Here is a 24,670-nt window from a genome sequence, read left to right as displayed (position 1 = left end):
TCAAAATCCTTCTCTTGATAGGGTATGCACCAACGGTGGCAAAGTGCCTTTGCCGCCGGCCCGAATAGGGCGGGGGTGATGGTTTTTTTCCGCAGGATCAGTTATAATTTAATGATGGACATGATATCAGCCTTTTTTTAAGCAGTGCGGCATAAAAAAGGATACATAAGCGCACAATTCAGCCATATAGGATAAAGCTTGGAGCGCCGGAATAAAGGCTTTCCAAGAAGGAGTTGGGAAAATGAAACAAACGAAATTTGAAATGTACGATTTAAAGCCGTTTATTATAGAGGCTGTTCACGACTTGGGATTTTATGAGCCGACTGATATTCAGAAGCGGTTAATTCCTGCGGCGCTGAAAGGGGAGAGCGCGATCGGACAGTCGCAGACAGGTACGGGAAAAACGCATGCCTATCTGCTCCCGCTCTTAAGCAGGATCGATTTTGAAAAAGAGTTCGTTCAAGTCGTGATTACGGCTCCGACAAGGGAGCTCGCCAACCAGATTCATCAGGAAGTCCTGAAAATCACCAAGTTTTTAGGGCCTGATGAAGCGGTTCGTTCGAAATGTTTCATCGGCGGTACCGATAAACAAAAATCGATTGACAAATTAAGAACACAGCCCCATCTGGTGGTTGGTACGCCGGGGCGGATTGCAGATCTGATCAGGGAGCAGGCGCTCGATGTTCATAAAGCCGGTTCGCTCGTTATCGACGAGGCGGACTTAATGCTTGATATGGGATTTTTGGAAGATGTCGATTTTATCGGGTCGCATATGCCTGAAGGCTTGCAGATGCTCGTATTTTCCGCAACGATTCCAGAAAAATTAAAGCCTTTCCTGAAAAAGTATATGGCCAATCCGAGGTATGCGCATGTTGAGCCGAAGCACATCACGGCCGAAAAAATCGAACACGTGCTGATACCTTCCAGACACAGGGATAAAAATGAGCTGCTGCTCGAGGTTATGACCCATTTAAATCCGTATTTGGCGATTGTTTTTGCCAATACAAAAACAACGGCTGACGAAATCGCCGCATACCTGTTGGACAAAGGGATGAAAGTCGGACTTCTTCACGGAGGGCTTACGCCGCGGGAACGAAAAAAAGTGATGAAGCAAATCGGCGATCTGGAATTCACCTATATCATAGCCACTGATTTGGCTGCAAGGGGAATCGATATTAAAGGCATCAGCCATGTCATTAACTATGAACTGCCAGACGATCTTGATTTTTACGTTCACCGCGTCGGCCGTACAGCGCGCGCCGGAACATCCGGAACAGCGATGACGTTTTATGATACATCTGACGAAGATGCACTTGTGAAGCTTGAACAGATGGGAATCGTGTTTGAAAACATGAGGATTGAAAAAGGCGAGTGGAAAAAGATCGATGACCGCAAGCGCCGGCAGAACCGAAAAAGAACGCCTGATGAAACGGATGAGGCCGCCAAGCGGCTTGTGAAAAAACCGAGAAAAGTCAAGCCAGGATATAAGAAGAAAATGCAGACGGAAATCAATAAAATAAAAAGACAGCAAAAAAGAAAGCAATTTAGAAAAGGAAAGTAGGGGAAACAGTTTTGTTGAAAATCGGTTCACACGTCTCAATGAGCGGAAAACATATGCTGCTTGCGGCCAGTCAGGAGGCAAGCTCCTACGGCGCCAATACATTTATGATCTATACGGGAGCGCCGCAAAACACGCGCAGGAAAAAAATCGAGGATTTAAATATTGAAGCAGGAAGAGCCCATATGGAGGAGAACGGCATCTCTGATATCGTCGTTCATGCCCCGTATATTATCAATATCGGCAATACAACAAATCCGGCCACATTTGAGCTCGGTGTCGAGTTCCTGCGTTCTGAAATTGAAAGGACGTCGGCGATCGGCGCCAGACAAATCGTTCTTCACCCGGGAGCTCATGTAGGTGCAGGCGCAGAAGCGGGCATTCAAAAAATCATCGAAGGATTGAACGAGGTCATCGACCCGAATCAGAATGTGCAGATCGCTTTGGAAACGATGGCCGGCAAAGGTTCAGAATGCGGACGGACGTTTGAGGAGTTGGCACAGATCATCGACGGCGTTACACACAATGAACATTTATCCGTCTGCTTCGATACATGCCATACCCATGACGCGGGTTACGATGTCGTATCCGACTTTGACGGTGTCTTAAACGAATTCGATAAGATCGTCGGAATCGACCGTTTAAAAGTGCTTCATATTAATGACAGCAAGAATGTCAGAGGCGCGAGAAAGGACCGGCACGAAAACATCGGATTCGGAGAAATCGGTTTTGATGCGCTTCAATACATCGTCCACCACGATCAGCTGAAAGATATTCCGAAAATCCTTGAAACGCCTTATGTAGGAGAAGATAAAAAGAACAAAAAGCCGCCATACCGGTTTGAAATTGAAATGCTTAAAAATAAACAGTTTGACGAAGGGCTGCTGGAAAAAATCAAGCAGCAATAAAAAAGGGGGGCGTATCAGCTCCCCTTTTTTTATGATACGTATTGAGAAAATAGCTGGTTCAAGAGCTGCACCGCTTCTTTTGAAGTGACCGCTTCCACCTGCTTGAGCAGTTTATTGCGTTCTTCCTCATTAAAAATATTGATGTTTTTTCCTTTCACAAGCTTTTCCACTTCAAGCGCCTGTTTTCTTGTTACATGAATTCCGTATTGTTTAGCGTACTTCAGCACCTCGTCAGCCGTGACCTGATTTAAACGCTGCAGCACGATTTTTTGAAATAAAATCACGTCCATTCCTCCCCTCTGAACTAATGTATGGCGTAAAATTAAAAATGTGTCATTTTTTTATTTCAGTCTGTTAAATGATATGATGATAAGGGACAGTTTGGCCAGTTTGGAAAAAGGAGAGACAGAATGGCAAATACCATAAAACAGCATAAAAAAGAATCAGCGGTCAAAGTGGCGTTTCGGATCGTCATGATTCTCGTCGGGGCTGCCTGTGCAGCCGCCAGCATCGAATTATTTTTAGTGCCGAACAACATCATTGACGGGGGCATTATCGGCATTTCACTAATATTGGACTACATTTTTATAGATACTCCGTATATCAACTTCGCACTGCTCGTTGTCGTTCTTAACATTCCGTTTATGTTTTCAGGCTACAAGCACATCGGAAAAACGTTCTTAATTTCAACCCTGATCGGAATCATCAGCTTATCAATTATTGAAACCTTGTTGCATCATGTAGAAGGGGTTACGACTCAGCCCGTTCTGGCAGCCGTATTCGGCGGTCTTCTGCTCGGATTCGGCGTAGGGCTTGTTATTCGTAACGGCGGTTCTATGGATGGAACTGAGATACTCGGCATTTTGCTTACGAAAAAGCTGCCATTTTCAGTCGGCGAATTTGTCATGTTCGTCAATGTCTTTATTTTTACGTGGGCAAGCTTTGTATTCGGCCTTGAGCAGGCTATGTTTTCGGTTATGACGTACTATATTGCGATGAAGACGATCGACGCCGTTATTCAAGGGCTTGATGAGACGAAAGCGGTCATCATCGTTTCAGATCAATACGAGGAGATTTCCGATGCGCTGCTGCATCGCCTCGGCAGGGGAACGACAAAGCTCAAAGGGAAAGGCGGCTATTCCGATGAGGATACAGAGGTGATTTATGCCGTTGTGACCAGGCTTGAAGTGACAAAGCTGAAATCGATTGTTTTCAATATTGATCACAATGCTTTTATAACGATTATGGACACGCACGAAACGCGTGGAGGAAAGTTCAAAAATGCCATCCATTAGGCTTTCATTTACTTTTTTTTAGTTTATATGTATAATTTAAAGATGAACTGGTCAATCGTGAAAATGGCTTGCTGCTTTTCGGCTGCCATTTTCTTTTTGTGCGATAAATCGTAATGATTCTGGAGAAGTTGAAGGTGAACGTATTGAAACAACCTATTATTGAAATGAAGCATGTATCATATTCCTATGATCATCGAAATGTGATAGAAGATATCAATTTAAACATTGAAGAAGGGACTTTTCTCGGCTTGGTCGGTCCAAACGGATCGGGAAAGACGACATTGCTGAAATGCATTCTGGGGCTGATTAAGCCGCAGACAGGCGAACTTAATTTGTTCGGCGTCCCTCTCAGAAAATTTAAGGACTGGAGCAAAATCGGCTTTGTATCCCAAAAAGCAAACAGCTTTAACACCGGTTTTCCCGCTTCCGTATATGAAGTGGTGGCAAGCGGTTTAACAGCGAAGCTCGGCTTATTCAGACGCATGTCCAAAGCCGATAAGCAAAAGGTGGATGAAGCGATCGAAGCCGTCGGCATCACGTCCCTGAAAGACAGGAACATCGGCGAGCTTTCGGGGGGACAGCAGCAAAGAACTTTCATCGCGAGAGCGCTTGTGAGCGAACCGAAGCTGCTCATTCTTGACGAGCCGACGGTTGGAGTCGATCAAAAAACAGTTGAAGGGTTTTACAAGCTGCTGGAGAAGTTGAATCGTGAAAAAGGCATTACACTCATTCTTGTCACCCATGATGTCGGCACGGTTTCCGATAAAGTCACACACGTTGCCTGCATGAATAAACATCTTCATTTTCACGGCAATACAGAAGAGTTTGAGTCCATGACAGATCAAGACTTGTCTCAATTTTACGGGCATGATGTTCAAGCCATCAGCCACAATCACCATCATCATGGAGGACACGAATAATGCTGACACCTTTTTTTCATTATGAGTTTTTGCAAAACGCTTTTATTTCAGGAATATTAATCGGCCTCATCGCGCCCTTGCTCGGTGTATTCATCGTTGTCAGGCGCCTGTCGCTGATCGCAGATGCGCTCAGCCACGTCTCTTTAGCCGGCATAGCAGCGAGCCTGTATGCAGGCAAACAGTTTGCAGTGCTCGCCGGCGTCAGCCCGATCTATTTCGGAATGGCGTTTTCCGTTGCCGGATCTTTGATTATCGAGAGGCTGAGAACGGTTTATAAACATTATCAGGAGCTGGCGATCCCGATTATCATGTCGGGGGGAATCGGGATTTCCGTTATTTTTATTTCGCTTGCGGACGGATTTAATACGGATCTGTTCAGCTATCTATTCGGCAGCGTCAGCGCTGTTTCGCGGGAAGACATGCTGGTGATCGTCGGAATTTCCGCGGCCGTTTTGATTGTGGTGTTTTCCCTTTTTAAAGAGCTGTTTCTTCTGTCGTTTGATGAAGAGCATGCTAAAGCTTCGGGGATTTCCGCAAAGTGGATTCATTTTATATTTATTTTGATCGTTGCGCTTGTTATTGCCGCCTCAATGAGAATCGTCGGTACGCTTCTCGTTTCAGCGCTGATGACGCTCCCTGTCGCTGCGAGCATGCGCATTGCCAAGGGGTTTAAGCAGGCGATCTTCTTATCGATTCTATTCGGTGAACTTTCCGTCATCGTCGGCCTGGTGCTTGCTTATCATCTCGATCTTGCGCCGGGGGGAACGATCGTGATGCTGTCGATCTTTATCCTGATACTGTGCATCAGTTATAATAAAATCAAAAGGAGGATTCGCCGTGAACGTACAGGAAGCGCTTGATTTACTGAAGGAAAAAGGATATAAATATACAAGCAAACGGGAGGATATGCTTCAGCTGTTTAGTGATTCTGATAAATATTTAACGGCGAAAAACGTCCTTTCCGCTTTAAACGATGATTATCCGGGGTTAAGCTTTGATACGATCTACAGGAATTTGTCGCTGTTTGAAGAACTCGGCATTTTGGAAACGACTGAGCTTTCCGGTGAAAAGCTGTTTCGCTTTAAATGTTCTTCTGCTCATCACCACCATCATTTTATTTGCATGATGTGCGGCAAAACGAAGGAAATCGAGCTATGCCCGATGGAAAAGCTGACAGACGATCTTGACGGCTACCAGATCAGCGGCCACAAGTTTGAAATTTACGGAACGTGCCCGCGATGCGAAGAAAAAAGCGCAGAAGCGCAGTAAAGAAAAGCGGCATATGGCGTTAAAAAGCCATATGCCTTTTTAACGCAAAAAGCATGTAAGAGACTTTATCTTACATGCTTTTTGCGCCTTTAATCATTTTCTCGTTCTTTTTCAGCCATTGGGCGGCTTCAAGCCAGCTGTCGACTCTGACGATGTTTGAATCGATCGGAAGCTGATTATACGGCGTATTAAACAACAGAACCGGAATGCCTGCTTCTTTTGCAATCATGGTTGCATTCCCGTGGTGGTCCTCAAAGAAAACATCGATCTTATGCCTGAAGACGGCTTCCAGTTTATCGTGACCGCCGACAAGTTCTATATGGTCATAATGAATGTCGCGTTTCTCGAACCAATCAAAGGTGATATCCTCCAGATGGTGTCTTCTTGCCGTAATGTATATCAGCTTATGCTGCTTTTTCAGCTCATCCAGCGTCTGTTTGGCATATTGAGCCAGCAATGCTTCCTGATAGATGCGGGGCTCGTTTTCGTTCATCCATTTCCAAAAATCTTCCTGGGATATATTCAGCAGCTTTGTTAAGTCATATTCCTTAATATCTTCCAATGTAATGGAGAGGCTGAACGACTCGTTCAAATAGGGAACAAAAGTATCCTGGGCAGTGATCGTTCCATCAATATCGATTCCTAAATGTAACATGTCCACACTCCTTATCATCCATTCCTCCAGTGTATCATAATCTTTTAACATTTACAGTAAAGTTTAGCAAACATGAATCGAGCTAAAATGCTTAAACTATAAATGCTCCTTTATGGATTAAAGAGGGGGGATATCGAATGGAAAGAGATCAAAATGTTCGCGGTCGTAACCGGGCCGGTTATGATACTGACCTAGTCGATGCGACTTTAGATAATGATGACTTTTTAGAAGAAACAGCAGCAGAAGTTGCCCCGACTTATCGTACGGATAACAGGGACAACGGTGACGCGCGTAACGATGCCGATGCTGCCGGCGGACGCGTAACCGGGTATATCGCGCTTGCGCTTTCGATTATTTCCTTGTTTATGCTTCCAGTGCTGTTAGGAATTGCAGGGATCATTGTCGGTTATATAGCCAGAAGACAAGGAGCAGCTGGCTTAGGAGCATGGGCAATGGGTATCGGTGCAGTTTCCTTGGTGCTTGGCATATTCATCACCCCGTTTTTCTAACGGAAAAAGCTTGACGGATATCCGTCAAGCTTTTTGATTATGTGTTTAATTTTTCTTTTTCGGCCGCTTGTTTGGCATAATGCTCTTCGGCGAGCTTGTCGATTTCTTTTTTCAATTCCTCGACCATCGTTTCCTCAGGCACTTTCCGGACGATTTCGCCTTTGCGGAACAGGAGGCCTTCGCCGCGTGCGCCGGCAATCCCGATATCGGCTTCGCGCGCTTCTCCGGGACCGTTGACGGCACAGCCGAGAACGGCAACTTTGATCGGCGCCTTGATTTTAGCGATATAATCTTCGACTTCATTGGCGATGCTGATCAAATCGATTTCGATCCGGCCGCAAGTCGGGCAGGAAATCAATGTCGCTGCATTGGAAGCGAGCCCGAAAGATTTCAGGAGCTCCCTGGCGACTTTTACTTCTTCGACCGGGTCCGCGCTTAAAGAAATCCGCAATGTATTGCCGATTCCTTTTGAAAGGATCGCGCCGAGACCGGCGGCGCTTTTCACCGTACCGGCAAACAGCGTACCCGATTCGGTGATGCCTAAATGAAGCGGATAATCGAATGCTTTTGCCGCTTTTTCGTACGCTTCAATCGCCAGATTGACATCAGACGCCTTCATGCTGACGATGATATCGTGGAAATCGAGATCTTCAAGAATTTTAATGTGGTGCAGTGCACTTTCGACCATGCCGTCTGCTGTCGGATAGCCGTATTTCTCAAGGATTCGTTTTTCCAGAGAGCCTGCATTGACACCGATCCGGATTGGAATGCCCTTTTCCTTCGCTGCATTGACCACCGCTTCAACCTTTTCGCGGCGGCCGATGTTTCCCGGATTGATGCGGATTTTATCGGCTCCGCCTTCGATCGCTTTTAAAGCCAATTTATAGTTGAAATGAATATCCACGACAAGAGGGATGGATATCCGCTTTTTGATCTCAGGAATCGCGTCTGCAGCCCGTTCATCAGGACAGGCGACACGGACGATTTGACATCCCGCTTCCGCGAGTCTGTTGATTTCGGCGACGGTTGCTTCAACGTCATGTGTTTTTGTTGTTGTCATGCTTTGAATGACGACTTCGTTATTGCCGCCTATTGTTAAAGGTCCCACTTTAACGGGACGCGTTTTTGTACGATGTGTGATTTCACTCACTTGAATTCGCTCCTTAAGTATAATTCGGAGGCGGTTGCTCCTTTTCTTATACCAAATCGTTTACAAGTCTTATTGTAACAGCCCGTTCATGAAACTGACAAGAAATTAACGCTTATTCAGGATAAACGGGAAACTTGTAGGTGATGCCTGCTTGAATGCGGCTCGCCTTCACATTCGGATTCAGCGCTTCAAAATCTTCGGCTATTTTGTCGGCCGGAACGGCGCTGTTCCCGATGATTGAAAATACGGTCTGTCCGGGTTTGACGGTAACGGTCTTATATTGCAGGCTTGCAGCCGGAGCTTCTGCTGCGATGGTTGAAGCCGGCAAGGCGTTTTGAGGGATGGTGCCTGATTTCAAGTCATAATAAACAATGAACAGGGCGAGCAAAATCGAAAACAGCACAATCACACGTTTCATCTGATTTGTCCCCATTTCATGCATTTTTTATTATGTTACGCTTGTCCCTCTTTCAACATGACAATAAATTTGCTCCTGCCCGTTTTACTTTGCTGCTTTAGAAGACGGCGTCTCTTTAATGGCGAGAAACAGGATGATAAAGTTCACAAACCAGTTCAGGAGGAACTGACTTGGAACCACCGCCTCCAGCGCGTCCATAATTGCAAAAAACACGGTCGCGAGCGTGATCGAATAAGCAGACATCACCCAAAGGTGCTTATAGGAGAGCATTTTCTTCTGTCCATTGCGTATAATCAGCCCGATGACGGCAAGAACCGAGACATCAATGAATTTTCCGGCTGCCGTCGCCAAAAACAGCAGAACGCATAAGACGGGAACAATCACCGATTTATTTTGATCAACTAAAGAAAGGATATCGTCCTTGGACATGTCTTCGGGAAGCATGGTGTACGGCATTTCCTGAACTTGGCCGTCAATGGCGATGACGAACTTATCTTTCAGAATGCCGACGGAATTCCGTTTGTCTTCGATCTGTTTTGTTTTATAAGAGCCGCTCGGATCAAAAACGATGACAAATCCGAATGACTGTGATTCAATCGCTTTCTTTGCATCTGTTTGCAGTGAGCCGTCTTTTATGGAGAAAGCGGGGAATTCTTTTACAGCTGACTGAAAGCTGTTCATTGTATTCACCACTCCGCTGCTGATATGGTAAAGGTTCGGGAGAGCGGCGATGATGCTGAGCAAAAATACGTATAAAATCGTTTTCCCTATGCCTTGGAAACGCATTTTGCCAATCGCGTGAGGGGAATATGTACTTTTAAAAAATCGCTGAAATAAATTCATTCGTTTTTCACTTCCTATTTCTATAATGTATCTGCATTATTGTATCGTCACAAAAGGACGAATACAAGAAAACTTATCGATCAACAGGGGTTCTGGAAGTTTCCTTTTGGAAAAATGGGTATAATATGAAGCATCACAATCGATTGGAGGAGATTCGGATGGATGTTTTATATTGGATCATCATTGCGGCGATGTTCGTCATTGCGTTCATCGGCCTTGTTTATCCCATCATTCCGAGCGTCGTTTTCATCGTAGCCGGCTTTGTACTATACGGTTTTTTATTTACATTCGGGCATTACTCCTACCTGTTTTGGATCATTGAAGGCATTTTTACAGCCGTATTGTTTGCTGCTGACTATATTGCAAATCTCCTCGGTATTAAGCGCTTCGGCGGCAGCAGGGCGGCGATATGGGGCAGCACAATCGGCCTTTTGATCGGACCTTTTGTGATACCTGTGGCGGGCATTATTTTGGGGCCGTTTGTCGGGGCCTTGGCGGGTGAGATGATTGTCCATCAGAAGGATATGAAAACAGCGGCCAGAATCGGGATCGGTTCATTGATCGGATTTATTTCAGGCGTTTTTGCGAAAAGTGTGATTCAGCTGATAATGATCGGCTACTTTTTATATACCGTGCTCTAAAATTTTCCCGTCCATGTTTAAAAAGAAGGGGAAAAGGATAAAGTTTAGTGAGCGCTTGAAATGCAACTGTGATCATTTTGTGAGCATTTCCATTGAAACAAGCCTTTTCTTTTGATACATTGAAAGAGGAAAGGCTTGCTAAAGGCGGCATTTCAATACATACAAATTAAGGAGGAATTGATATGGCTTACAAACTTCCAGAATTACCTTATGCTTACGATGCGTTAGAACCTCACATCGACAAAGAGACGATGAATATTCACCATACGAAGCACCATAACACATATGTTACAAAATTGAACGAAGCGGTGGCAGGCAAACAGGATCTTGAAAGCAAATCTGTTGAAGAGCTTGTTGCAAACCTTGATGCTGTACCGGAAAACATCCGCACAGCTGTCCGCAACAATGGCGGTGGACATGCCAACCACTCATTGTTCTGGAAACTTCTTTCTCCAAACGGAGGAGGCGCTCCGACTGGTGAATTGGCAGAAGCGATCAACAGCAAATTCGGCAGCTTCGATCAATTCAAAGAAGACTTTGCCGCTGCAGCAGCTGGCCGTTTCGGCTCCGGCTGGGCATGGCTTGTTGTCAATAACGGAGAGCTTGAAATCACAAGCACGCCAAACCAAGATTCTCCTCTTTCAGAAGGCAAGACCCCTGTCTTAGGTCTTGACGTATGGGAGCACGCATACTACCTGAATTACCAAAACCGCCGTCCAGATTACATTAAAGCATTCTGGAACGTCGTGAACTGGGATGAAGTTGCCCGCCTTTACAGCGAAGCAAAATAATCCAGTTTGAGAAAAGAGGCCCGCGAAAAGCGGGCCTTTCAGATTGTTGATAAAATTCCAAAACGACTTTTTGTTTTGGGATTTTATCATCCCTTTTCAGCGTGATTGAAAACCCTTGCAGTCTAGGAAGGCCGAGCATCGGAGCGGAGCGAATGTTGGATTCGTGAGTACCGACGCGCAGGCCTGACAACGAATGCGAGGGTTTGTCGACACGCTGAGAGGCCCGCGAAAAGCGGGCCTTTTTATGTTGTTCGCGAAGCGGAGCGGCTGTTGAAGGACCGGCAAAAAGCCGGTCTGTTTGTTTTTCGTTTCTTTTGCTCAGAAGTACATAACTGACTTTTGATGAGACAGACTAATGATGATCAGTAAAGGGGAGTCAGTTATGAGCAGAATCAAAAACATAATAGGCGATGTTGAAGTAAACAGGGACCTCCTGCTGCTGCTTGCAGTCGGCGGCCTTTATTCTCTTAGCATTGCCCTTTCCAATACGTTTGTGAATGTATATCTGTGGAAGCAGTCCGGACAGTTTGTCGATTTGGCCATTTACAATTTGTCGATCGTCGTGATGCAGCCTATCATCTTTATGTTTGCAGGCCGCCTTGCTAAAAAAATCGACAGGGTGTTTATACTCAGGTTTGGCGTTTCGTTTTTGGCTGTATTTTATTTAACCGTGCTGTTGGCGGGGGAGAATGCGGGATCACGGCTTGTGCTGCTCGGCAGTGTGCTCGGAATTGGCTACGGATTTTATTGGCTTGCGTTTAATGTCCTGACATTTGAAATCACTGAGCCGGACACGAGAGATTTTTTTAACGGGTTTCTCGGCATTTTAAATTCCGGCGCGGGAATGATCGGTCCGATTGTCGCCGGCTATGTTATTTCACGGCTTGCTGACAACACGGGGTACACGGTGATTTTCAGCCTGTCTTTGGCTTTATTTTCAGTGGCTGTCATCACGAGCTTTTTTTTAAAGAGGCGTGAATCGCGCGGCCGCTACATTTTGAAGAAAATCTGGGCGGAACGAAATTCAGACCCGAATTGGCGCAGCATTACAAATGCTCATTTTTTTCAGGGGCTGAGAGAAGGGATTTTCGTTTTTTTAATCAATGTCTTTGTCTTTATTACGACAAAGAGCGAGTTGGCATTGGGGAAGTTCGGCTTGATTAATTCAGCTGTTTCTTTTTTTGCATACTATTTCGCAACGCGGCTTATTAAAAAAGGAGCGCGCAAAAAGGCGATTTTAATGGGCGGTCTCATCCTGTTCGGCGCTCTATTTCTGATTTTGTTTCATATGACGTATGTGACGCTGCTGCTGTATGCTGTAGCGATTGCGATCGGCTATCCGATTTTGCTCGTACCGTATTCATCGCTCACATATGATGTGATCGGTAAAGCAAGGTATGCCCGGAAAGCGCGGATCGAATATATTGTCGTCAGAGAGGTTTTTTTAAACATCGGACGGATTGTCTCGATCTTGGTCTTTTTGCTGCTCGTGTCGCTGCTGAAAGAAGACCTGGGCATTCCGGTTTCCCTCGTTTTGCTGGGGGCAGGCCACACGCTGATCTACTATTTCGTCAAAGATATCCGTCTGACAGAGCCCGCCCGCGAAACGGTCGGAAAAGATGCGCATAAACAAACAGCTGAACCCAATTATTTAGAAGGAAAAAGGTAAGCCGCAAGGGAAAATAGTAGAAAAATGCCGAAAAAAACTTTACAATAGATTTGGCACCTTTTCATAAGGTGTCTTTTCTTTATTTCAAAAAGGTGATGCTAATGATGAACAAAAAAATGAAAACTGAAAAACGCAAATCGCTCCCCATTAGATTGAACATATTGTTCCTGCTCGCTTTTATTATTTTCACCATCGTCGTCGTGCGCCTCGGCATGGTGCAGATCGTCTTTGGCGAAGACTATACGAACGAAGTGCAGAAGCAGGAAGAAGTCGATGTCTCGACAAGCGTTCCGCGGGGGAAAATATATGATCGGAACTTAAACACGATCGTGAAAAATAAACCGATGAATGCCATTACATACACAAGGACATCATCGACCTCTCAAAAGGACAGGCTTAAAATAGCAAAAAAACTTGCAGAAATGATCAAAATCGATACAGATAAAATAACGGAGCGCGATAAAAAGGACTACTGGATTTTAACGAGGCCGAAAAAAGCCGAGAAGCTCATCACCGATCAGGATCGGAAAAAAGTTAAGGACGGCAAGCTGAAAGAAGACGATTTATACCAGCTGCAGCTTGACAGGATCACGGAAGATAAACTGAAAGAACTGACAGATCAAGATTTGAAAGTCTTGGCAATCAAGCGTCAGATGGATTCTGGATACGCGTTGACTCCGCAGTATATTAAAAACAAGGACGTAACCGCAAAAGAAATGGCGGTTGTCAGCGAACACCTGGACGAGCTCCCTGGAGTCGATGTGACGTCAGATTGGAAGCGGGATTATCCTTATAACGGTCTGCTCAGAACGATGATCGGCAGCATATCTGATTCAAATGAAGGGCTTCCGAAAAGTCTGCTTGATCATTATTTGTCGCTCGGCTACAACCGGAATGACCGGGTTGGAAAAAGCTACCTTGAAGCCGAATATGAAAATGTGCTTCAGGGACAGAAAGAGAAAGTGAAAAATATTACCGACAAATCAGGGGACATCGTCGATACGGAAGTCATTTCAGAGGGGAAAAGCGGAAAAGATTTAGTCTTGACGATCGATGTTGATATGCAAAAAGAGATTGAAAAAATTATCGAGGATGAACTGAAGTCCGCCAAAGCCCAGCATAGCGCTCCGCTTCTCGACCGCGCATTCGTCGTCATGATGGACCCGCGAAACGGGGAAGTGTTATCGATTGCCGGCAAGCAGCTTAAAAACGAAAGCGGCAAATTAAAGGTTGACGACTATGCCCTCGGCGCGATGACGTCTTCTTACGCGATGGGCTCGGCTGTCAAAGGGGCCACTGTTTTAACAGGTTTGCAGACTGGAGCCATTAATTTAAATACGACTTTTCTTGATGAACCGCTTTGGATCGGTGACTCGCCGAATCCGAAAAAGTCATGGAGAGTGGGCTTGGGAACACTGGGTATCCAGGGAGCGCTTGAACAATCTTCAAACGTGTTCATGTTTAAAACAGCGATCGCCCTTGGTAAAGGTCAATATAAGGCGCACCAGCCTCTCAATCTTCAAACAAAAGCATTTGATACATTCAGGTATTATTTCAGCCAGTTCGGCCTCGGCGTCAAAACCGGAATCGATCTGCCAAATGAAGCAACAGGCTACAAAGGATCTCAAAGACTGCCTGGTTTCTTGCTTGACTATTCCATCGGACAGTATGACACATACACACCGCTGCAGCTGGCTCAGTATGTATCAACGATCGCCAATGGCGGGTACCGCATGAAGCCGCAGCTCGTGAAAGAGATCAGGGAGCCTGATTCGAAAAAAGGAATCGGGGCCGTTACACAGTCCGTGCAGCCTGAAGTATTGAACAAATTAGACATGAGCGATCAATATATTAAAGAAGTCCAAAACGGATTCAGGCGCGTAATGACAAAAGGTACGGCAGCGGGTCAGTTTGCTTCTGCTTCATATAAACCAGCAGGAAAAACAGGAACGGCCCAGTCTTTCTATGACGGACCGGACAAATCGAAAACGGGAACATCGACATACAATACAACGCTTGTTGCCTACGCACCTTACGATAATCCGGAAGTCGCTATTTCCGTCGTCGTTCCTTGGGTTTATAATGACTATGGCCAGAGATATTCGATCACAAACGAAATCGGCCGAAAAGTGCTTGATAAGTATTTTGAACTGAAATCAAAACAATCAAAAGAAAATACTGTCGAAAAAAATAAAGACAAAATCGAAAAAGAAGCTACAGAATAGGACTTTTTCATTAAAACACCTGCATTGAACCATGCAGGTGTTTTTTTGTGCGCCCGTTCTTTTCGTGCGCATTCTATACAAAGTTCAAGCTTAATTTACAAAACCTTAATAATTCATTTAAACAAGATTAATACTGAAAAGTTACGCTATACCCGTAGGACAAATTACACATTTACGCGGGAGGATTAAGAAGTGAAACCATTTAAAAAAATCACACTGATGTTCATCATGTCCGTTTTAGTTGTCTTCGCAGCAGCTTGTGGAAGCAGCAGTACAAACAACAATGCAGACGAAGGCAAACAAAGCGATAAAACAGAGAATAAGGCTTCAGGTTCTTTGACGATTTCGGGTTCTTCGGCGATGCAGCCTCTTGTCTTAGCAGCGGCTGAAAAATTCATGGATGAAAATCCTGATGCCGATATTCAAGTTCAGGCTGGAGGTTCTGGTACAGGCCTTTCCCAAGTGGCTGAAGGCACAGTCCAAATCGGAAACTCCGATGTCTTTGCCGAAGAAAAAGAAGGCATTCCTGCCAAAGAACTTACCGATCATCAAGTTGCGGTTGTCGGAATGGCAGCTGCCGTTAACCCTGAAGTAGGCATCGATGACATTTCGTTAGAAGATCTCAAAAAGGTATTCACAGGTAAAATCAAAAACTGGAAGGAACTAGGCGGGAAAGATCAAAAGATTACGCTTGTCAACCGTCCTGATTCTTCAGGAACCCGCGCGACTTTTGTCAAATATGCACTTGACGGAGAAACTCCGGCTGAAGGAATCACGGAAGATTCTTCAAACACAGTGAAAAAGTTAATCGCTGAAACGCCTGGGGCAATCGGATATCTTGCGTTTTCTTATATCAAGGATGACACTGTCACTCCGCTTTCAATCGACGGCGTTAAGCCGACAGCCGAAAATGTACAAAAAGGCAAATTCCCGATCTGGGCATACCAGCATTCTTATACGAAAGGCGAGCCTGAAGGCTTGGCGAAAGAATTCCTCGACTATTTGATGAACGATGACATTCAAAAATCCATCGTGACGGAGCAGGGCTACATTCCAGTAACAGACATGGAAGTAAAGCGCGATGCTGATGGAAAGCAAACTGATAAATAATTGACAATAGAAGGCGGGAAAGTGTGCTCCTGACACTTTCCCTCTTATGACTTGTTCTTATAGGAGTGTAAAAAATGGTTCAAAAAATAGAGAAACTGTCCGCGAAAGAGCGGCTGATCAGCTCCAAGCATAATCGCAAAATGGATGAAATCCGCGGGAGGATTTTGGTTGCGTCGTGCGCGTTTATCATGATGGCGGCGGCAATTTCGATCACAATTTTTCTCGGAAATAAGGGGTTGCAATCTTTTCTGGCCAATGGTGTAAGTCCAATTGAGTTCTTAACCAGTCTAGATTGGAATCCAACGAACGAAAACCCTGAATACGGAGCCCTTCCGTTTATACTCGGATCTTTTGCAGTGACCCTTCTTGCATCTTTGATTGCTGCACCGCTTGGAATAGGAGGTGCGATTTTCATGACGGAAATCGCGCCATCATGGGGCAGAAAAGTACTGCAGCCGGTTGTCGAATTGCTTGTTGGTATTCCTTCCGTCGTTTATGGATTCATAGGCCTTACAGTGTTAGTGCCGTTCATCTCACAGTTTAAGTCAAGCGGATCGGGCCACAGCCTTCTGGCGGGAACGATCGTCCTGGCTGTCATGATTTTGCCGACGGTCACTTCTATTTCAACGGATGCGCTCATGTCGCTGCCGAAAAATCTGCGCGAAGGATCATACGCATTGGGCGCAACCCGCTGGCAGACGATCCGCAAAGTGCTGATACCGGCAGCGCTGCCTTCGCTTCTGACAGCCGTCGTCTTAGGAATGGCGAGGGCGTTCGGCGAAGCGCTGGCCGTGCAGATGGTCATCGGAAATTCCCGAAACTTGTTTGAGAGCCTTTTAGACCCTGCGGGGACATTAACAACGATCATAACGTTGAATATGGGCCATACAACATACGGGAGCGTGGAAAACAATACGCTCTGGTCAATGGGGCTTGTCCTTCTGATCATGTCGTTCTTGTTCATCCTGCTCATCCGCTATCTGTCATCCAGGAGGAAACTGTAATGAACAGCAAAGTAACAGATCGTTTAGCAACCGGTGTTTTTGGATTGATCGCTGCGGTAATCGCCGCCATTCTTGTCGGTTTGTTCGCTTATATCATCATCAATGGTGTTTCACATATCAGCCTCAGCTTTTTAACTTCGCGTTCCAGTGCGCTTTCAAGCGGCGGCGGAATCCGCGATCAGCTGTTCAACTCGTTTTATATTCTCGCACTGACGATGCTGATCACGGTTCCCCTTGGAGTCGGCGGGGGAATTTATATGGCTGAATATGCGCCCGCCAACAAATTGACTGATTTTATCCGTGTCTGTATTGAAGTTTTGTCATCCCTCCCTTCGATCGTCATGGGGATGTTCGGCATGCTGCTGTTTGTAAATCTGACCGGATGGGGGTACAGCATTATCGGAGGAGCGCTTGCTTTGACGATTTTCAACCTTCCCGTCATGGTCAGGGTGACAGAGGATGCGATCCGCTCTGTACCTAAGGAACAAAAAGAAGCTTCCCTTGCTTTAGGTGTATCCAAGTGGCATACGATTAAAACGGTATTGATCCCTGGTGCGGTGCCGTCCATCATCACAGGCGCGATTCTTGCGTCGGGCCGCGTATTTGGCGAAGCTGCCGCTTTGCTGTTTACAGCCGGACTAACCACGCCGAGACTGAATTTCGCCGATTGGAATCCGTTTTCTGAGACATCGCCGCTCAATATTTTCAGACCGGCTGAAACGCTGGCCGTTCATATTTGGAATGTAAACACGCAGGGGATCATCCCTGATGCTGAAGCGATCGCAAACGGCGCATCCGCTGTTCTCGTACTGTCCGTCTTGATCTTTAATTTGGCAGCCCGATGGCTCGGCTCTTTTATTCATAAAAAATTAACGGCAAACAAATAAGAAGGAAGGATGAAATCATATGGCTCAGGTCCAGATGCCGGTTTTGGAAACCGTGCGCGACAATATCGGAATCGCTCCGTTTCCTGAAGCGAAAGAACATATTTTAGAAGTGAAAAATTTAAATATTTACTATGGAGAAAAGCGGGCCGTCAACGACATTTCCATGCATGTTGACAAACATGCCGTTACGGCTTTGATCGGTCCGTCAGGCTGCGGAAAATCGACTTTTTTAAGAAGCATCAACCGGATGAACGATCTGATTCCATCAGCCAGAACATCCGGAGAAATACGATATGAAGGACTTAACATCCTTGATTCCAATATCAATGTCGTCAATCTGAGAAGGGAAATCGGAATGGTATTTCAGAAGCCGAATCCCTTTCCAAAATCGATTTACAGCAACATTACCCACGCTTTAAAGTATGCGGGTGAACGGCGTAAATCTGTGCTTGATGAGATCGTGGAAGAAAGCTTGAGGAAAGCCGCGCTGTGGGATGAAGTGAAAGACAGGCTGCATGAGTCGGCTTTTTCGCTGTCAGGCGGGCAGCAGCAGCGCCTCTGCATCGCCCGGACGCTCGCGATGAAGCCTGAAGTCCTGCTTCTGGATGAGCCTGCTTCAGCGCTCGATCCGATTTCAAATGCGAAAATAGAGGAATTAATCGTCGGTTTAAAAGAGGAATACTCGATCATCATTGTCACGCATAACATGCAGCAAGCTTCAAGAATTTCCGATCAAACGGCGTTTTTCCTTAACGGAGATTTGATCGAATACGATCGTACGGAAAAGATTTTTATGAATCCTTCAGAAAAAAAGACAGAGGATTACATCAACGGCAGGTTTGGATAAGGAGGGGCCGGTATGAGCGCTGTAACAGCTGTAAAGCCAAAAGATGTGTACCAGATCAACGATTTGAATTTATGGTACGGCGAACATCACGCATTAAAGAACATTAACTTGACAATACCCGAGTACGAAATTACCGCCATCATCGGTCCGTCAGGCTGCGGAAAGTCGACCTTCATTAAAACGCTGAATCTCATGATCAATATGGTTCCGAATGTCAAAATGACCGGAGAGATCAGCTACAACGGAACGAACGTACTGAACAGCAAAGTCGACCTTGTTGAGCTGCGGAAGAAAGTCGGCATGGTGTTTCAAAAAGGAAATCCGTTTCCCCAGTCGATTTTTGATAATGTCGCATACGGACCGAGGATCCATGGACTGAAAAACAAAAAAGAATTGAATGAGAGAGTGGAAAAAGCGCTTATGGATGTGGCGCTGTGGGATGAAGTGAAAGACCGGCTTCATTCCCAGGCGCTCGGACTTTCCGGAGGGCAGCAGCAGCGCCTCTGCATCGCAAGGGCGCTGGCCACCAATCCGGACGTTCTCTTGATGGATGAACCGACATCCGCTCTTGATCCAGTTTCGACTTTGAAAATTGAAGAGCTGATGCTTAAGCTGAAAGAGAAATACACGATTGCAATCGTCACGCACAATATGCAGCAGGCATCGAGAATTTCCGATCAAACGGCGTTTTTCCTCATGGGCGAGCTGATTGAGTGCAACGATACGGTCAAAATGTTTTCAAGTCCTGACGATTATCGGACAAAAGATTATATTACAGGCCGGTTCGGATGAGAAAGAGGCTGCCGTTTTAAAGCGGCAGTCTTTTTTGCATCGGCGGCGGAGGCAATAAAAAAGCAGGCTGGTACGAAGGGGTCTGACCCCATAGATGAGACAAATAAAAAACACCTTCAAGTTTGCACGGATAGTTGTTATCCGAAATAAGACATGGAGGTGTTTTTTCTATGGAGACAAGAGTGAGTTCCGGTTGAAGTCAAACGGAAGGCTGGAGAAATGAGATTGGTAGGCGCACCCATGAAAGAGATCATGCAGAAATCGAATATCAAGAATAAGGCACGGGTTCAGACATGGGTCAGGTGGTATAAGGCTGCGGATAAACACCAATTCGAACAGCCTGTTGGAAAACAATATACTTATGGAAAGGATCCCGAGTATTCTTCTGAATTAGAGAGACTGCAGGCAGAAAGTCGTTAGCTGAAACAACAAAATGAAGTTTTAAAAAAAGGGGGTAGTCCCAGAGGCATTCTTTTCGATTTTTATGAAACAATTCAACCTTAAATTTACCTTAATAAATAAAATCCCATATTGACCAAACATTGTAAAAGGTGATATGTTTTTAATAGAATTAACAAAAAATACTTTTGTTTATATAAGGAGCATTTATGGATAATAAACAAAACTTTATTACTCTCGTACATCATTTCATATTTTCTCCAAAGGACTTTCTTTCTATCAAGTATTCTAGCGATAAGAATTATCGTCATTCTTGGTTTGTCTTCCTAGCTGTATTGTTTCTGTTCTTAGGCTTTTATTTAGCTATCTTCCCAACACTCTCTACCTTGATTAATAATTCATTTCAAGACAATGGAATTGATTATACAACTGATATGAATACACTCATTATGATCATTACATTAGTATTAGGTATTATTCAATTTACCTCGATGGTTCTTGTAAGCTTTTTTATTATACATATTATTGGGATATTAATTGGCGGGACCGCTACAGCCAAAGAATTTTTCCCTAGTTTTATTTATTCAATCATACCTATAGGCATCAAATTTACAATACTCATTATTTTTTCTTTCTTTTTAGGTAGTGATTTCGCCTTTTCAGTTATTTACCCAAATTCTCAACAGCCGCTAGATATTATCTTGAATATTATTATCGACCCTTTCTTTTGGTGGTCTACTATTCTAGGGTGTATTGCCTTAAAAGTAATACATCAAATTTCTTATAAAAAAACCATCATAATCATTAGCATTACAATGTCTTTAGGTATTATTTCTCTTTTTTCAACAAGTTTATTTTTATAAACTGAAAGGAGGTGAGATTTCAAGATGAAAAATAGCAATCTTTTTAAAATTGCAAGTATTACAGGTGTAGTTTCTCTCTTTGCCATTGCTACTTTCCTTATGGGCTCGTCAGAAGGTATTGCAGGTTTAGCTTCTATTGACTTTAGTTCAGGTCATCAGTTCGCTTTAGACCTTGCAACAAACCTAGGAATTAGTAAAAAAACAGCCTATGTAGCAATCGGTGTTATTATGACAACAGGCGATGTATTAACAATTCTCAGCCTATTGGCTGTTGTTTTGGGCGGAACTGGTCTAATTACAGCTGCAATGGTAGCTACAGCGAAAAAGCTAGCTAAAAAATACGGCAAGAAATATGCTGCTGAATGGTAAAATGCTCAAAAGGAAGAGATTGAGGAGTATAATTATACTCCTCCTTATTTTCGTTCTAGGAGGAATATACACATGCTCAACAAAAGGGTTCTCATTGCAAACTTTAAACTAACCTATAGACGAACTTTAAATCGCTTGATTTATTTTTTCCCATCAAGCGAAAATTTACTTAAATCAAATAAAATTCTATTTGTCTTTGCGCCCTTTTTCTTGGTGTATATATTTATTCTATATAAAGCCTCACAGACTCTTTTAACTGGAGTTCCAGAGCATATTCTAACTCTAGGTACTAACTTTATCATTCTCTTTTTTGTTTTGAATATATTAAAATCATCGACTGATATCATACATCGATATGTATATCCTGAAGATTTTCTTCTTCTTCATACTTTAAAAACGGATCCCAAAAAAATTTTATTATCAAGGTTCTTTACAACAATTTTTCTAAACATCCTGTTTAAATTAACAGTAGTGTTATTCCCTATACTCTTTTTTATAAATTTTTCTACACATGACCGTATATATCTTTTGTTATCATTTCCATCACTGCTAATATTTATTGTTGGACTGACAAGTCTTTATTCATCGCTTACATACATCGTTTATTCTAAATTTCTACATAACATTTTAAATTCACGATTAAAAAGCTTGTTATCCCTTATAGGAATTGCCTGTATATCTGCCATTTCAACTACTTTTCTTGGTTGGATCGGACTTAATTATTTTTATCAAAATGATCTCCTCGAAGCTATTGGCAATTTCATATATCTATTCAAATTAGATACGATATTAACCACCAATTGGCTGCCTACAAATTGGTTTTTACTTTCAACAAGCGATATACATTTATTTTTTTTATGTTCTATAGGTTATATTGCTTTAGGTTGCCTTTTCGCCTTTATTACCTTTCATTTAATTTTGAAAGTATTGATTATAAAAGAAGCAGTACCTAATAATCTTTTGCCAAAATTAAAACCAATCAAGTTGCCTTTTTTAAGTTTCTTACAAAAGACCTTACCACGGCAAAATATTGCTATTCTAAAGAAAGACCTTACTGCATTATTAAGAGCTAATTTTACAATAAAAAAACGACTGGTACTTTCCATTAATATGATTGCAGTAGAACTAGGTGTATTGATAGGTCTTAGTTTAAATCAAAAGTGGTTTGATTTCTCAGACATTTTTGTTATCTACCCAATTTTATTTGCTGTGACTTATAATACATCTTTATTAGGAGAGGGATTACTTGGCGTAACTTCAGCAGATGCAGAGCGTGAGAACCTTTACGTTTATAAGAGCTCGGGTGCTTCTATTTTTAAATTGATCGCAGGAAAATCTTTATTGCACTTATCTGTGATTCTTATTTTAATGAATACGTTATTTTTATTCATCTTATTGTTATTCAACTTAGATATTATGACGCAGCTTATATTGTTCATCATGATTAACTCCATCAGTCTTATCATAGGGGCTGGACAAATTATTGGAACATTTCTCTATCCTCGTTTAGATTGGGAGAACTTTGAAGACATTGGTTCATCTGTTAAAGCATCATTTTTTGAACATACTATTCTCGGAGTGTTACTGGCATTTTACCTTCAGTTGTATGGTATCACAGGCGTTCTCGTTACTTTTAATATTATTAATAGGGGAGTATTCTTTTTAATCATTGTGACAGGTACCATTTTATTTGTTATAGGTATTGGAGTCTTTTATTATTTTTGGATTAAAAGAATAGGAACGAAAAATTGGGAGATGAAAACATGAACATTGAAAATGTGTCTTTCAAATATAAAGATAAACTGATCCTTGAATCTATTAATTTAAAGATAGAGAAAGGCAAAGTTTACGGCTTACTTGGACCAAATGGAGCTGGTAAATCAACTCTTTTAAAATGTATCCTTGGTATAGTGAAACCTTACGAAGGTAAAATCACTGTCAAAGGAGAAACCTTGGAATCTGAAAGATCCTCTTACCTTAAATATATAGGATACGTTCCAGACGCACCTTTTATCTATCATTATTTAACACCTAGAGAGTACCTTGAGTTTGTTGCTGATTTACAAGAAGTCCCTTATGAGATTAAAAATGATAGAATAGATCTTTTGTTAAGTCAATTTAAATTGAAAGATAATGAAAACGACATGATATCTACATTTTCTTTTGGTATGAAACATAAGTTATCTGTTGCAGGAGCCATAGTTCATGAACCAGAAATATTAATATTAGATGAACCATTAGGGGCATTTGATCCCCCCACTACAAAGATGATGAAAAGTTTTCTCAAACGTTATGCTGAACAGGGAAATACTGTCATCATGTCTACACACCTTGTAAACATAGCGCAACAACTATGCGATAAGGTTGGTATACTGATTAATGGTACTTTAGTTAAAGAATATAATCACCTGACAGACATAAAGGATTTTGAAGATTTGATTATAAGGGATATGGATACGATACTAAAATGAAGGAATTAATAAAAAGAAATAAGCGTATACTCTATATAGCAAGCTCCTTTTACATAGTGGGTTTAGTTCTTGGTGTGATTTTTAACAATATTCTACCTAGCCTTAGTCAAGATAATGTTCAAAATATCACAGTATCAGGTTACTTTACACATAATTTTGCAGCAAATTTATTTCTCATTTTTTCAATGTTTACATTTGGAATTTTGACATCTATCTTATTACTATTGAATGGCTTCTTAGTCGGTCTATCTTCTTTACATAGTATCACTGACCATGGAAACGATGTCTTATTTATATTAACTGCTTTGGTTCCTCACGGTATTTTTGAGATTCCGGCAATGATTTTGTCGGGAGCACTTGGTTTCAAATTGTTAGATTACGTGTATATGAAGATAAGGGGTATTTATTTTTCAAAAAAACAGTTTTTACAAGATTTTTTGTACTTTGTTATTATACTTTTTTTATTGACATTACTTGCTGCTGTTACAGAAGCATTAATAACGCCTTATTTACTTAACAAATTAACATTAGGAGGCTCTTATGTTTTTTAATAAAAAGCAGATAGATAAATTACTGGATGATCATACAGAAGAAGAACAAAAAGAAACGAAAAGTAAAGTTAATACTTCATTTATAATAGTATTTTATTTTTCAATACTACTATCAATCTGTACTGTCTTTTTTGATTATAGGTACTTTTTGATTGCTTTGTTTGGCCCGACCATTTTAGTAACTTTTATATCCCCACCTTTCCAAACCAAAAAAGGTATTTATAGAATTTTTTCGGCCATATATTTAATACTTTTAATTACAGTTACTTTCTTTTGGTTAAATTGATTGCTTAATTCTCAATCAAAAAACGTCCTTAATGGATGTTTTTTTATATCGTTTAAATTAATAATTTGAATTGCTTTTTGACAAGTTCAACTTCGTACTACGAATGGGTTCTCCATCTTTTTTTATTGTATAGGTATGTAAACGGTTTCTGTAGGGGGAGGGCTTATGTTAACGTTTACTGGTTTGGGGAAAGCAAGTCCGACCATGGTGCCTTTGGTAGGGGTGCTTATTTCTGGATTT

At 42.8% G+C, this 24,670-nt stretch carries 27 protein-coding genes and 1 pseudogene; 23 read left to right on the top strand and 5 right to left on the bottom strand.

From position 1 onward, the window contains the following. The first annotated feature begins 241 nt into the window (after positions 1 to 241). Both MHH76_RS13580 and MHH76_RS13575 read left to right on the top strand, forming a co-directional pair. Complete coding sequence (locus MHH76_RS13580; protein ID WP_020452221.1) at positions 242 to 1,561, top strand: DEAD/DEAH box helicase; 1,320 nt, start codon at positions 242 to 244, stop codon at positions 1,559 to 1,561. Positions 1,562 to 1,572: 11 nt separating this feature from the next. Beyond that, positions 1,573 to 2,466 carry a deoxyribonuclease IV gene (locus MHH76_RS13575; RefSeq protein WP_020452220.1) on the top strand — a complete coding sequence of 298 codons (894 nt, stop codon included), beginning with the start codon at positions 1,573 to 1,575 and terminating at the stop codon, positions 2,464 to 2,466. Between the two features lie 29 nt (positions 2,467 to 2,495). Here the strand turns inward: MHH76_RS13575 and MHH76_RS13570 are convergent, their stop codons facing one another. Further along, positions 2,496 to 2,750 carry a DUF2624 domain-containing protein gene (locus tag MHH76_RS13570; RefSeq protein WP_023855226.1) on the bottom strand — a complete coding sequence of 85 codons (255 nt, stop codon included), beginning with the start codon at positions 2,748 to 2,750 and terminating at the stop codon, positions 2,496 to 2,498. A gap of 126 nt (positions 2,751 to 2,876) precedes the next feature. Here MHH76_RS13570 and MHH76_RS13565 point away from each other — a divergent pair, with 126 nt between their 5' ends. The 4 genes from MHH76_RS13565 to MHH76_RS13550 all read left to right on the top strand — a co-directional run bounded on the left by MHH76_RS13565 (position 2,877) and on the right by MHH76_RS13550 (position 5,950). Continuing rightward, positions 2,877 to 3,761, top strand: a complete 885-nt coding sequence (locus tag MHH76_RS13565) for a YitT family protein (protein WP_023855225.1) — start codon at positions 2,877 to 2,879, stop codon at positions 3,759 to 3,761. 143 nt (positions 3,762 to 3,904) lie between these two features. Then, positions 3,905 to 4,681: an ABC transporter ATP-binding protein gene (locus tag MHH76_RS13560; RefSeq protein ID WP_023855223.1), complete on the top strand. Its 777-nt coding sequence runs from the start codon at positions 3,905 to 3,907 to the stop codon at positions 4,679 to 4,681. Then, a complete protein-coding gene (locus tag MHH76_RS13555) occupies positions 4,681 to 5,541 on the top strand; it encodes a metal ABC transporter permease (protein ID WP_023855222.1) in 861 nt (286 codons plus the stop codon). The genes MHH76_RS13560 and MHH76_RS13555 overlap by 1 nt, the downstream gene beginning before the upstream one ends. Further along, a complete protein-coding gene (locus MHH76_RS13550) occupies positions 5,519 to 5,950 on the top strand; it encodes a Fur family transcriptional regulator (RefSeq protein ID WP_023855221.1) in 432 nt (143 codons plus the stop codon). Before MHH76_RS13555 ends, MHH76_RS13550 begins: the two co-directional genes overlap by 23 nt. Positions 5,951 to 6,020: 70 nt before the next feature. Here the strand turns inward: MHH76_RS13550 and MHH76_RS13545 are convergent, their stop codons facing one another. Then, positions 6,021 to 6,605 carry a nucleotidase gene (locus tag MHH76_RS13545; protein ID WP_023855220.1) on the bottom strand — a complete coding sequence of 195 codons (585 nt, stop codon included), beginning with the start codon at positions 6,603 to 6,605 and terminating at the stop codon, positions 6,021 to 6,023. A gap of 137 nt (positions 6,606 to 6,742) precedes the next feature. Here MHH76_RS13545 and MHH76_RS13540 point away from each other — a divergent pair, with 137 nt between their 5' ends. Then, on the top strand, positions 6,743 to 7,114 hold the full coding sequence (locus MHH76_RS13540; RefSeq protein WP_339223342.1) for a DUF4190 domain-containing protein: 372 nt from the start codon (positions 6,743 to 6,745) through the stop codon (positions 7,112 to 7,114). Positions 7,115 to 7,151: 37 nt separating this feature from the next. Here MHH76_RS13540 and ispG read toward each other — a convergent pair whose 3' ends face one another. The 3 genes from ispG to MHH76_RS13525 all read right to left on the bottom strand — a co-directional run bounded on the left by ispG (position 7,152) and on the right by MHH76_RS13525 (position 9,525). After that, entirely contained in the window at positions 7,152 to 8,270 is a 1,119-nt protein-coding gene (gene ispG, locus MHH76_RS13535) for a flavodoxin-dependent (E)-4-hydroxy-3-methylbut-2-enyl-diphosphate synthase (protein ID WP_085959519.1), read from the bottom strand. A gap of 106 nt (positions 8,271 to 8,376) precedes the next feature. Next, positions 8,377 to 8,682, bottom strand: a complete 306-nt coding sequence (locus MHH76_RS13530) for a LysM domain-containing protein (protein WP_023855218.1) — start codon at positions 8,680 to 8,682, stop codon at positions 8,377 to 8,379. A gap of 84 nt (positions 8,683 to 8,766) precedes the next feature. Continuing rightward, positions 8,767 to 9,525 (bottom strand): DUF1189 domain-containing protein, encoded by a 759-nt coding sequence (locus MHH76_RS13525; RefSeq protein ID WP_023855217.1) that lies wholly within the window; start codon positions 9,523 to 9,525, stop codon positions 8,767 to 8,769. 158 nt (positions 9,526 to 9,683) lie between these two features. Here MHH76_RS13525 and MHH76_RS13520 point away from each other — a divergent pair, with 158 nt between their 5' ends. The 16 genes and pseudogenes from MHH76_RS13520 (at position 9,684) to MHH76_RS13445 (ending at position 24,430) form a co-directional block, all read left to right on the top strand. Continuing rightward, positions 9,684 to 10,166 carry a DUF456 domain-containing protein gene (locus tag MHH76_RS13520; protein ID WP_023855216.1) on the top strand — a complete coding sequence of 161 codons (483 nt, stop codon included), beginning with the start codon at positions 9,684 to 9,686 and terminating at the stop codon, positions 10,164 to 10,166. A 182-nt stretch (positions 10,167 to 10,348) separates the two neighbouring features. Next, positions 10,349 to 10,957, top strand: coding sequence for a superoxide dismutase SodA (gene sodA, locus MHH76_RS13515; RefSeq protein ID WP_023855215.1), 609 nt, complete (start codon positions 10,349 to 10,351; stop codon positions 10,955 to 10,957). Between the two features lie 382 nt (positions 10,958 to 11,339). Beyond that, a complete protein-coding gene (locus MHH76_RS13510) occupies positions 11,340 to 12,626 on the top strand; it encodes an MFS transporter (protein WP_023855214.1) in 1,287 nt (428 codons plus the stop codon). Positions 12,627 to 12,727: 101 nt separating this feature from the next. Beyond that, positions 12,728 to 14,851 (top strand): penicillin-binding protein 2, encoded by a 2,124-nt coding sequence (locus tag MHH76_RS13505; protein WP_268441592.1) that lies wholly within the window; start codon positions 12,728 to 12,730, stop codon positions 14,849 to 14,851. A 192-nt stretch (positions 14,852 to 15,043) separates the two neighbouring features. Then, positions 15,044 to 15,961 carry a phosphate ABC transporter substrate-binding protein gene (locus MHH76_RS13500; protein WP_081320861.1) on the top strand — a complete coding sequence of 306 codons (918 nt, stop codon included), beginning with the start codon at positions 15,044 to 15,046 and terminating at the stop codon, positions 15,959 to 15,961. A gap of 74 nt (positions 15,962 to 16,035) precedes the next feature. Further along, positions 16,036 to 16,965 carry a phosphate ABC transporter permease subunit PstC gene (gene pstC / locus MHH76_RS13495; RefSeq protein ID WP_003183532.1) on the top strand — a complete coding sequence of 310 codons (930 nt, stop codon included), beginning with the start codon at positions 16,036 to 16,038 and terminating at the stop codon, positions 16,963 to 16,965. Then, the gene (pstA, locus tag MHH76_RS13490; protein ID WP_020452205.1) at positions 16,965 to 17,852 is read left to right on the top strand and encodes a phosphate ABC transporter permease PstA; all 888 of its coding nucleotides are present in this window, start codon (positions 16,965 to 16,967) and stop codon (positions 17,850 to 17,852) included. Before pstC ends, pstA begins: the two co-directional genes overlap by 1 nt. Before the next feature lie 19 nt (positions 17,853 to 17,871). Further along, on the top strand, positions 17,872 to 18,699 hold the full coding sequence (pstB, locus tag MHH76_RS13485; RefSeq protein WP_020452204.1) for a phosphate ABC transporter ATP-binding protein PstB: 828 nt from the start codon (positions 17,872 to 17,874) through the stop codon (positions 18,697 to 18,699). Positions 18,700 to 18,711: 12 nt separating this feature from the next. Then, positions 18,712 to 19,491 (top strand): phosphate ABC transporter ATP-binding protein PstB, encoded by a 780-nt coding sequence (pstB, locus tag MHH76_RS13480; RefSeq protein ID WP_020452203.1) that lies wholly within the window; start codon positions 18,712 to 18,714, stop codon positions 19,489 to 19,491. Positions 19,492 to 19,710: 219 nt separating this feature from the next. Then, positions 19,711 to 19,908, top strand: a pseudogene (locus MHH76_RS13475) (IS3 family transposase); the annotation flags it as partial. 191 nt (positions 19,909 to 20,099) lie between these two features. Next, complete coding sequence (locus MHH76_RS13470) at positions 20,100 to 20,753, top strand: YIP1 family protein (protein WP_020452201.1); 654 nt, start codon at positions 20,100 to 20,102, stop codon at positions 20,751 to 20,753. A gap of 24 nt (positions 20,754 to 20,777) precedes the next feature. Next, positions 20,778 to 21,122, top strand: a complete 345-nt coding sequence (locus MHH76_RS13465; RefSeq protein ID WP_020452200.1) for an uberolysin/carnocyclin family circular bacteriocin — start codon at positions 20,778 to 20,780, stop codon at positions 21,120 to 21,122. Positions 21,123 to 21,194: 72 nt separating this feature from the next. Further along, complete coding sequence (locus tag MHH76_RS13460; RefSeq protein ID WP_020452199.1) at positions 21,195 to 22,889, top strand: hypothetical protein; 1,695 nt, start codon at positions 21,195 to 21,197, stop codon at positions 22,887 to 22,889. Continuing rightward, positions 22,886 to 23,593, top strand: a complete 708-nt coding sequence (locus MHH76_RS13455) for an ABC transporter ATP-binding protein (RefSeq protein WP_020452198.1) — start codon at positions 22,886 to 22,888, stop codon at positions 23,591 to 23,593. The genes MHH76_RS13460 and MHH76_RS13455 overlap by 4 nt, the downstream gene beginning before the upstream one ends. Then, the gene (locus tag MHH76_RS13450; protein WP_020452197.1) at positions 23,590 to 24,144 is read left to right on the top strand and encodes a stage II sporulation protein M; all 555 of its coding nucleotides are present in this window, start codon (positions 23,590 to 23,592) and stop codon (positions 24,142 to 24,144) included. Before MHH76_RS13455 ends, MHH76_RS13450 begins: the two co-directional genes overlap by 4 nt. Further along, positions 24,134 to 24,430 carry a hypothetical protein gene (locus MHH76_RS13445; protein ID WP_020452196.1) on the top strand — a complete coding sequence of 99 codons (297 nt, stop codon included), beginning with the start codon at positions 24,134 to 24,136 and terminating at the stop codon, positions 24,428 to 24,430. The genes MHH76_RS13450 and MHH76_RS13445 overlap by 11 nt, the downstream gene beginning before the upstream one ends. The last annotated feature ends 240 nt before the right edge of the window (positions 24,431 to 24,670 follow it).

It is taken from the genome of Bacillus sp. FSL L8-0193 (genome assembly GCF_037976065.1).
In the GTDB taxonomy this organism is placed as follows: Bacteria; Bacillota; Bacilli; order Bacillales; family Bacillaceae; genus Bacillus; species Bacillus paralicheniformis.
The sequence above is the reverse complement of the archived record's forward strand: the minus strand, read 5'-3'. Positions and strand labels throughout refer to the sequence as shown.

Bases quoted from the DNA above. Each gene is read 5' to 3' on its own strand.
- MHH76_RS13580 (WP_020452221.1), top strand. From the start codon at position 242: ATGAAACAAACGAAATTTGAAATGTACGATTTAAAGCCGTTTATTATA.
- MHH76_RS13565 (WP_023855225.1), top strand. From the start codon at position 2,877: ATGGCAAATACCATAAAACAGCATAAAAAAGAATCAGCGGTCAAAGTG.
- MHH76_RS13555 (WP_023855222.1), top strand. From the start codon at position 4,681: ATGCTGACACCTTTTTTTCATTATGAGTTTTTGCAAAACGCTTTTATT.
- MHH76_RS13545 (WP_023855220.1), bottom strand. From the start codon at position 6,605: ATGTTACATTTAGGAATCGATATTGATGGAACGATCACTGCCCAGGAT.
- MHH76_RS13540 (WP_339223342.1), top strand. From the start codon at position 6,743: ATGGAAAGAGATCAAAATGTTCGCGGTCGTAACCGGGCCGGTTATGAT.
- MHH76_RS13530 (WP_023855218.1), bottom strand. From the start codon at position 8,682: ATGAAACGTGTGATTGTGCTGTTTTCGATTTTGCTCGCCCTGTTCATT.
- MHH76_RS13525 (WP_023855217.1), bottom strand. From the start codon at position 9,525: ATGAATTTATTTCAGCGATTTTTTAAAAGTACATATTCCCCTCACGCG.
- MHH76_RS13520 (WP_023855216.1), top strand. From the start codon at position 9,684: ATGGATGTTTTATATTGGATCATCATTGCGGCGATGTTCGTCATTGCG.
- sodA (WP_023855215.1), top strand. From the start codon at position 10,349: ATGGCTTACAAACTTCCAGAATTACCTTATGCTTACGATGCGTTAGAA.
- MHH76_RS13510 (WP_023855214.1), top strand. From the start codon at position 11,340: ATGAGCAGAATCAAAAACATAATAGGCGATGTTGAAGTAAACAGGGAC.
- MHH76_RS13505 (WP_268441592.1), top strand. From the start codon at position 12,728: ATGATGAACAAAAAAATGAAAACTGAAAAACGCAAATCGCTCCCCATT.
- pstC (WP_003183532.1), top strand. From the start codon at position 16,036: ATGGTTCAAAAAATAGAGAAACTGTCCGCGAAAGAGCGGCTGATCAGC.
- pstA (WP_020452205.1), top strand. From the start codon at position 16,965: ATGAACAGCAAAGTAACAGATCGTTTAGCAACCGGTGTTTTTGGATTG.
- pstB (WP_020452204.1), top strand. From the start codon at position 17,872: ATGGCTCAGGTCCAGATGCCGGTTTTGGAAACCGTGCGCGACAATATC.
- pstB (WP_020452203.1), top strand. From the start codon at position 18,712: ATGAGCGCTGTAACAGCTGTAAAGCCAAAAGATGTGTACCAGATCAAC.
- MHH76_RS13470 (WP_020452201.1), top strand. From the start codon at position 20,100: ATGGATAATAAACAAAACTTTATTACTCTCGTACATCATTTCATATTT.
- MHH76_RS13465 (WP_020452200.1), top strand. From the start codon at position 20,778: ATGAAAAATAGCAATCTTTTTAAAATTGCAAGTATTACAGGTGTAGTT.
- MHH76_RS13460 (WP_020452199.1), top strand. From the start codon at position 21,195: ATGCTCAACAAAAGGGTTCTCATTGCAAACTTTAAACTAACCTATAGA.
- MHH76_RS13455 (WP_020452198.1), top strand. From the start codon at position 22,886: ATGAACATTGAAAATGTGTCTTTCAAATATAAAGATAAACTGATCCTT.
- MHH76_RS13450 (WP_020452197.1), top strand. From the start codon at position 23,590: ATGAAGGAATTAATAAAAAGAAATAAGCGTATACTCTATATAGCAAGC.
- MHH76_RS13445 (WP_020452196.1), top strand. From the start codon at position 24,134: ATGTTTTTTAATAAAAAGCAGATAGATAAATTACTGGATGATCATACA.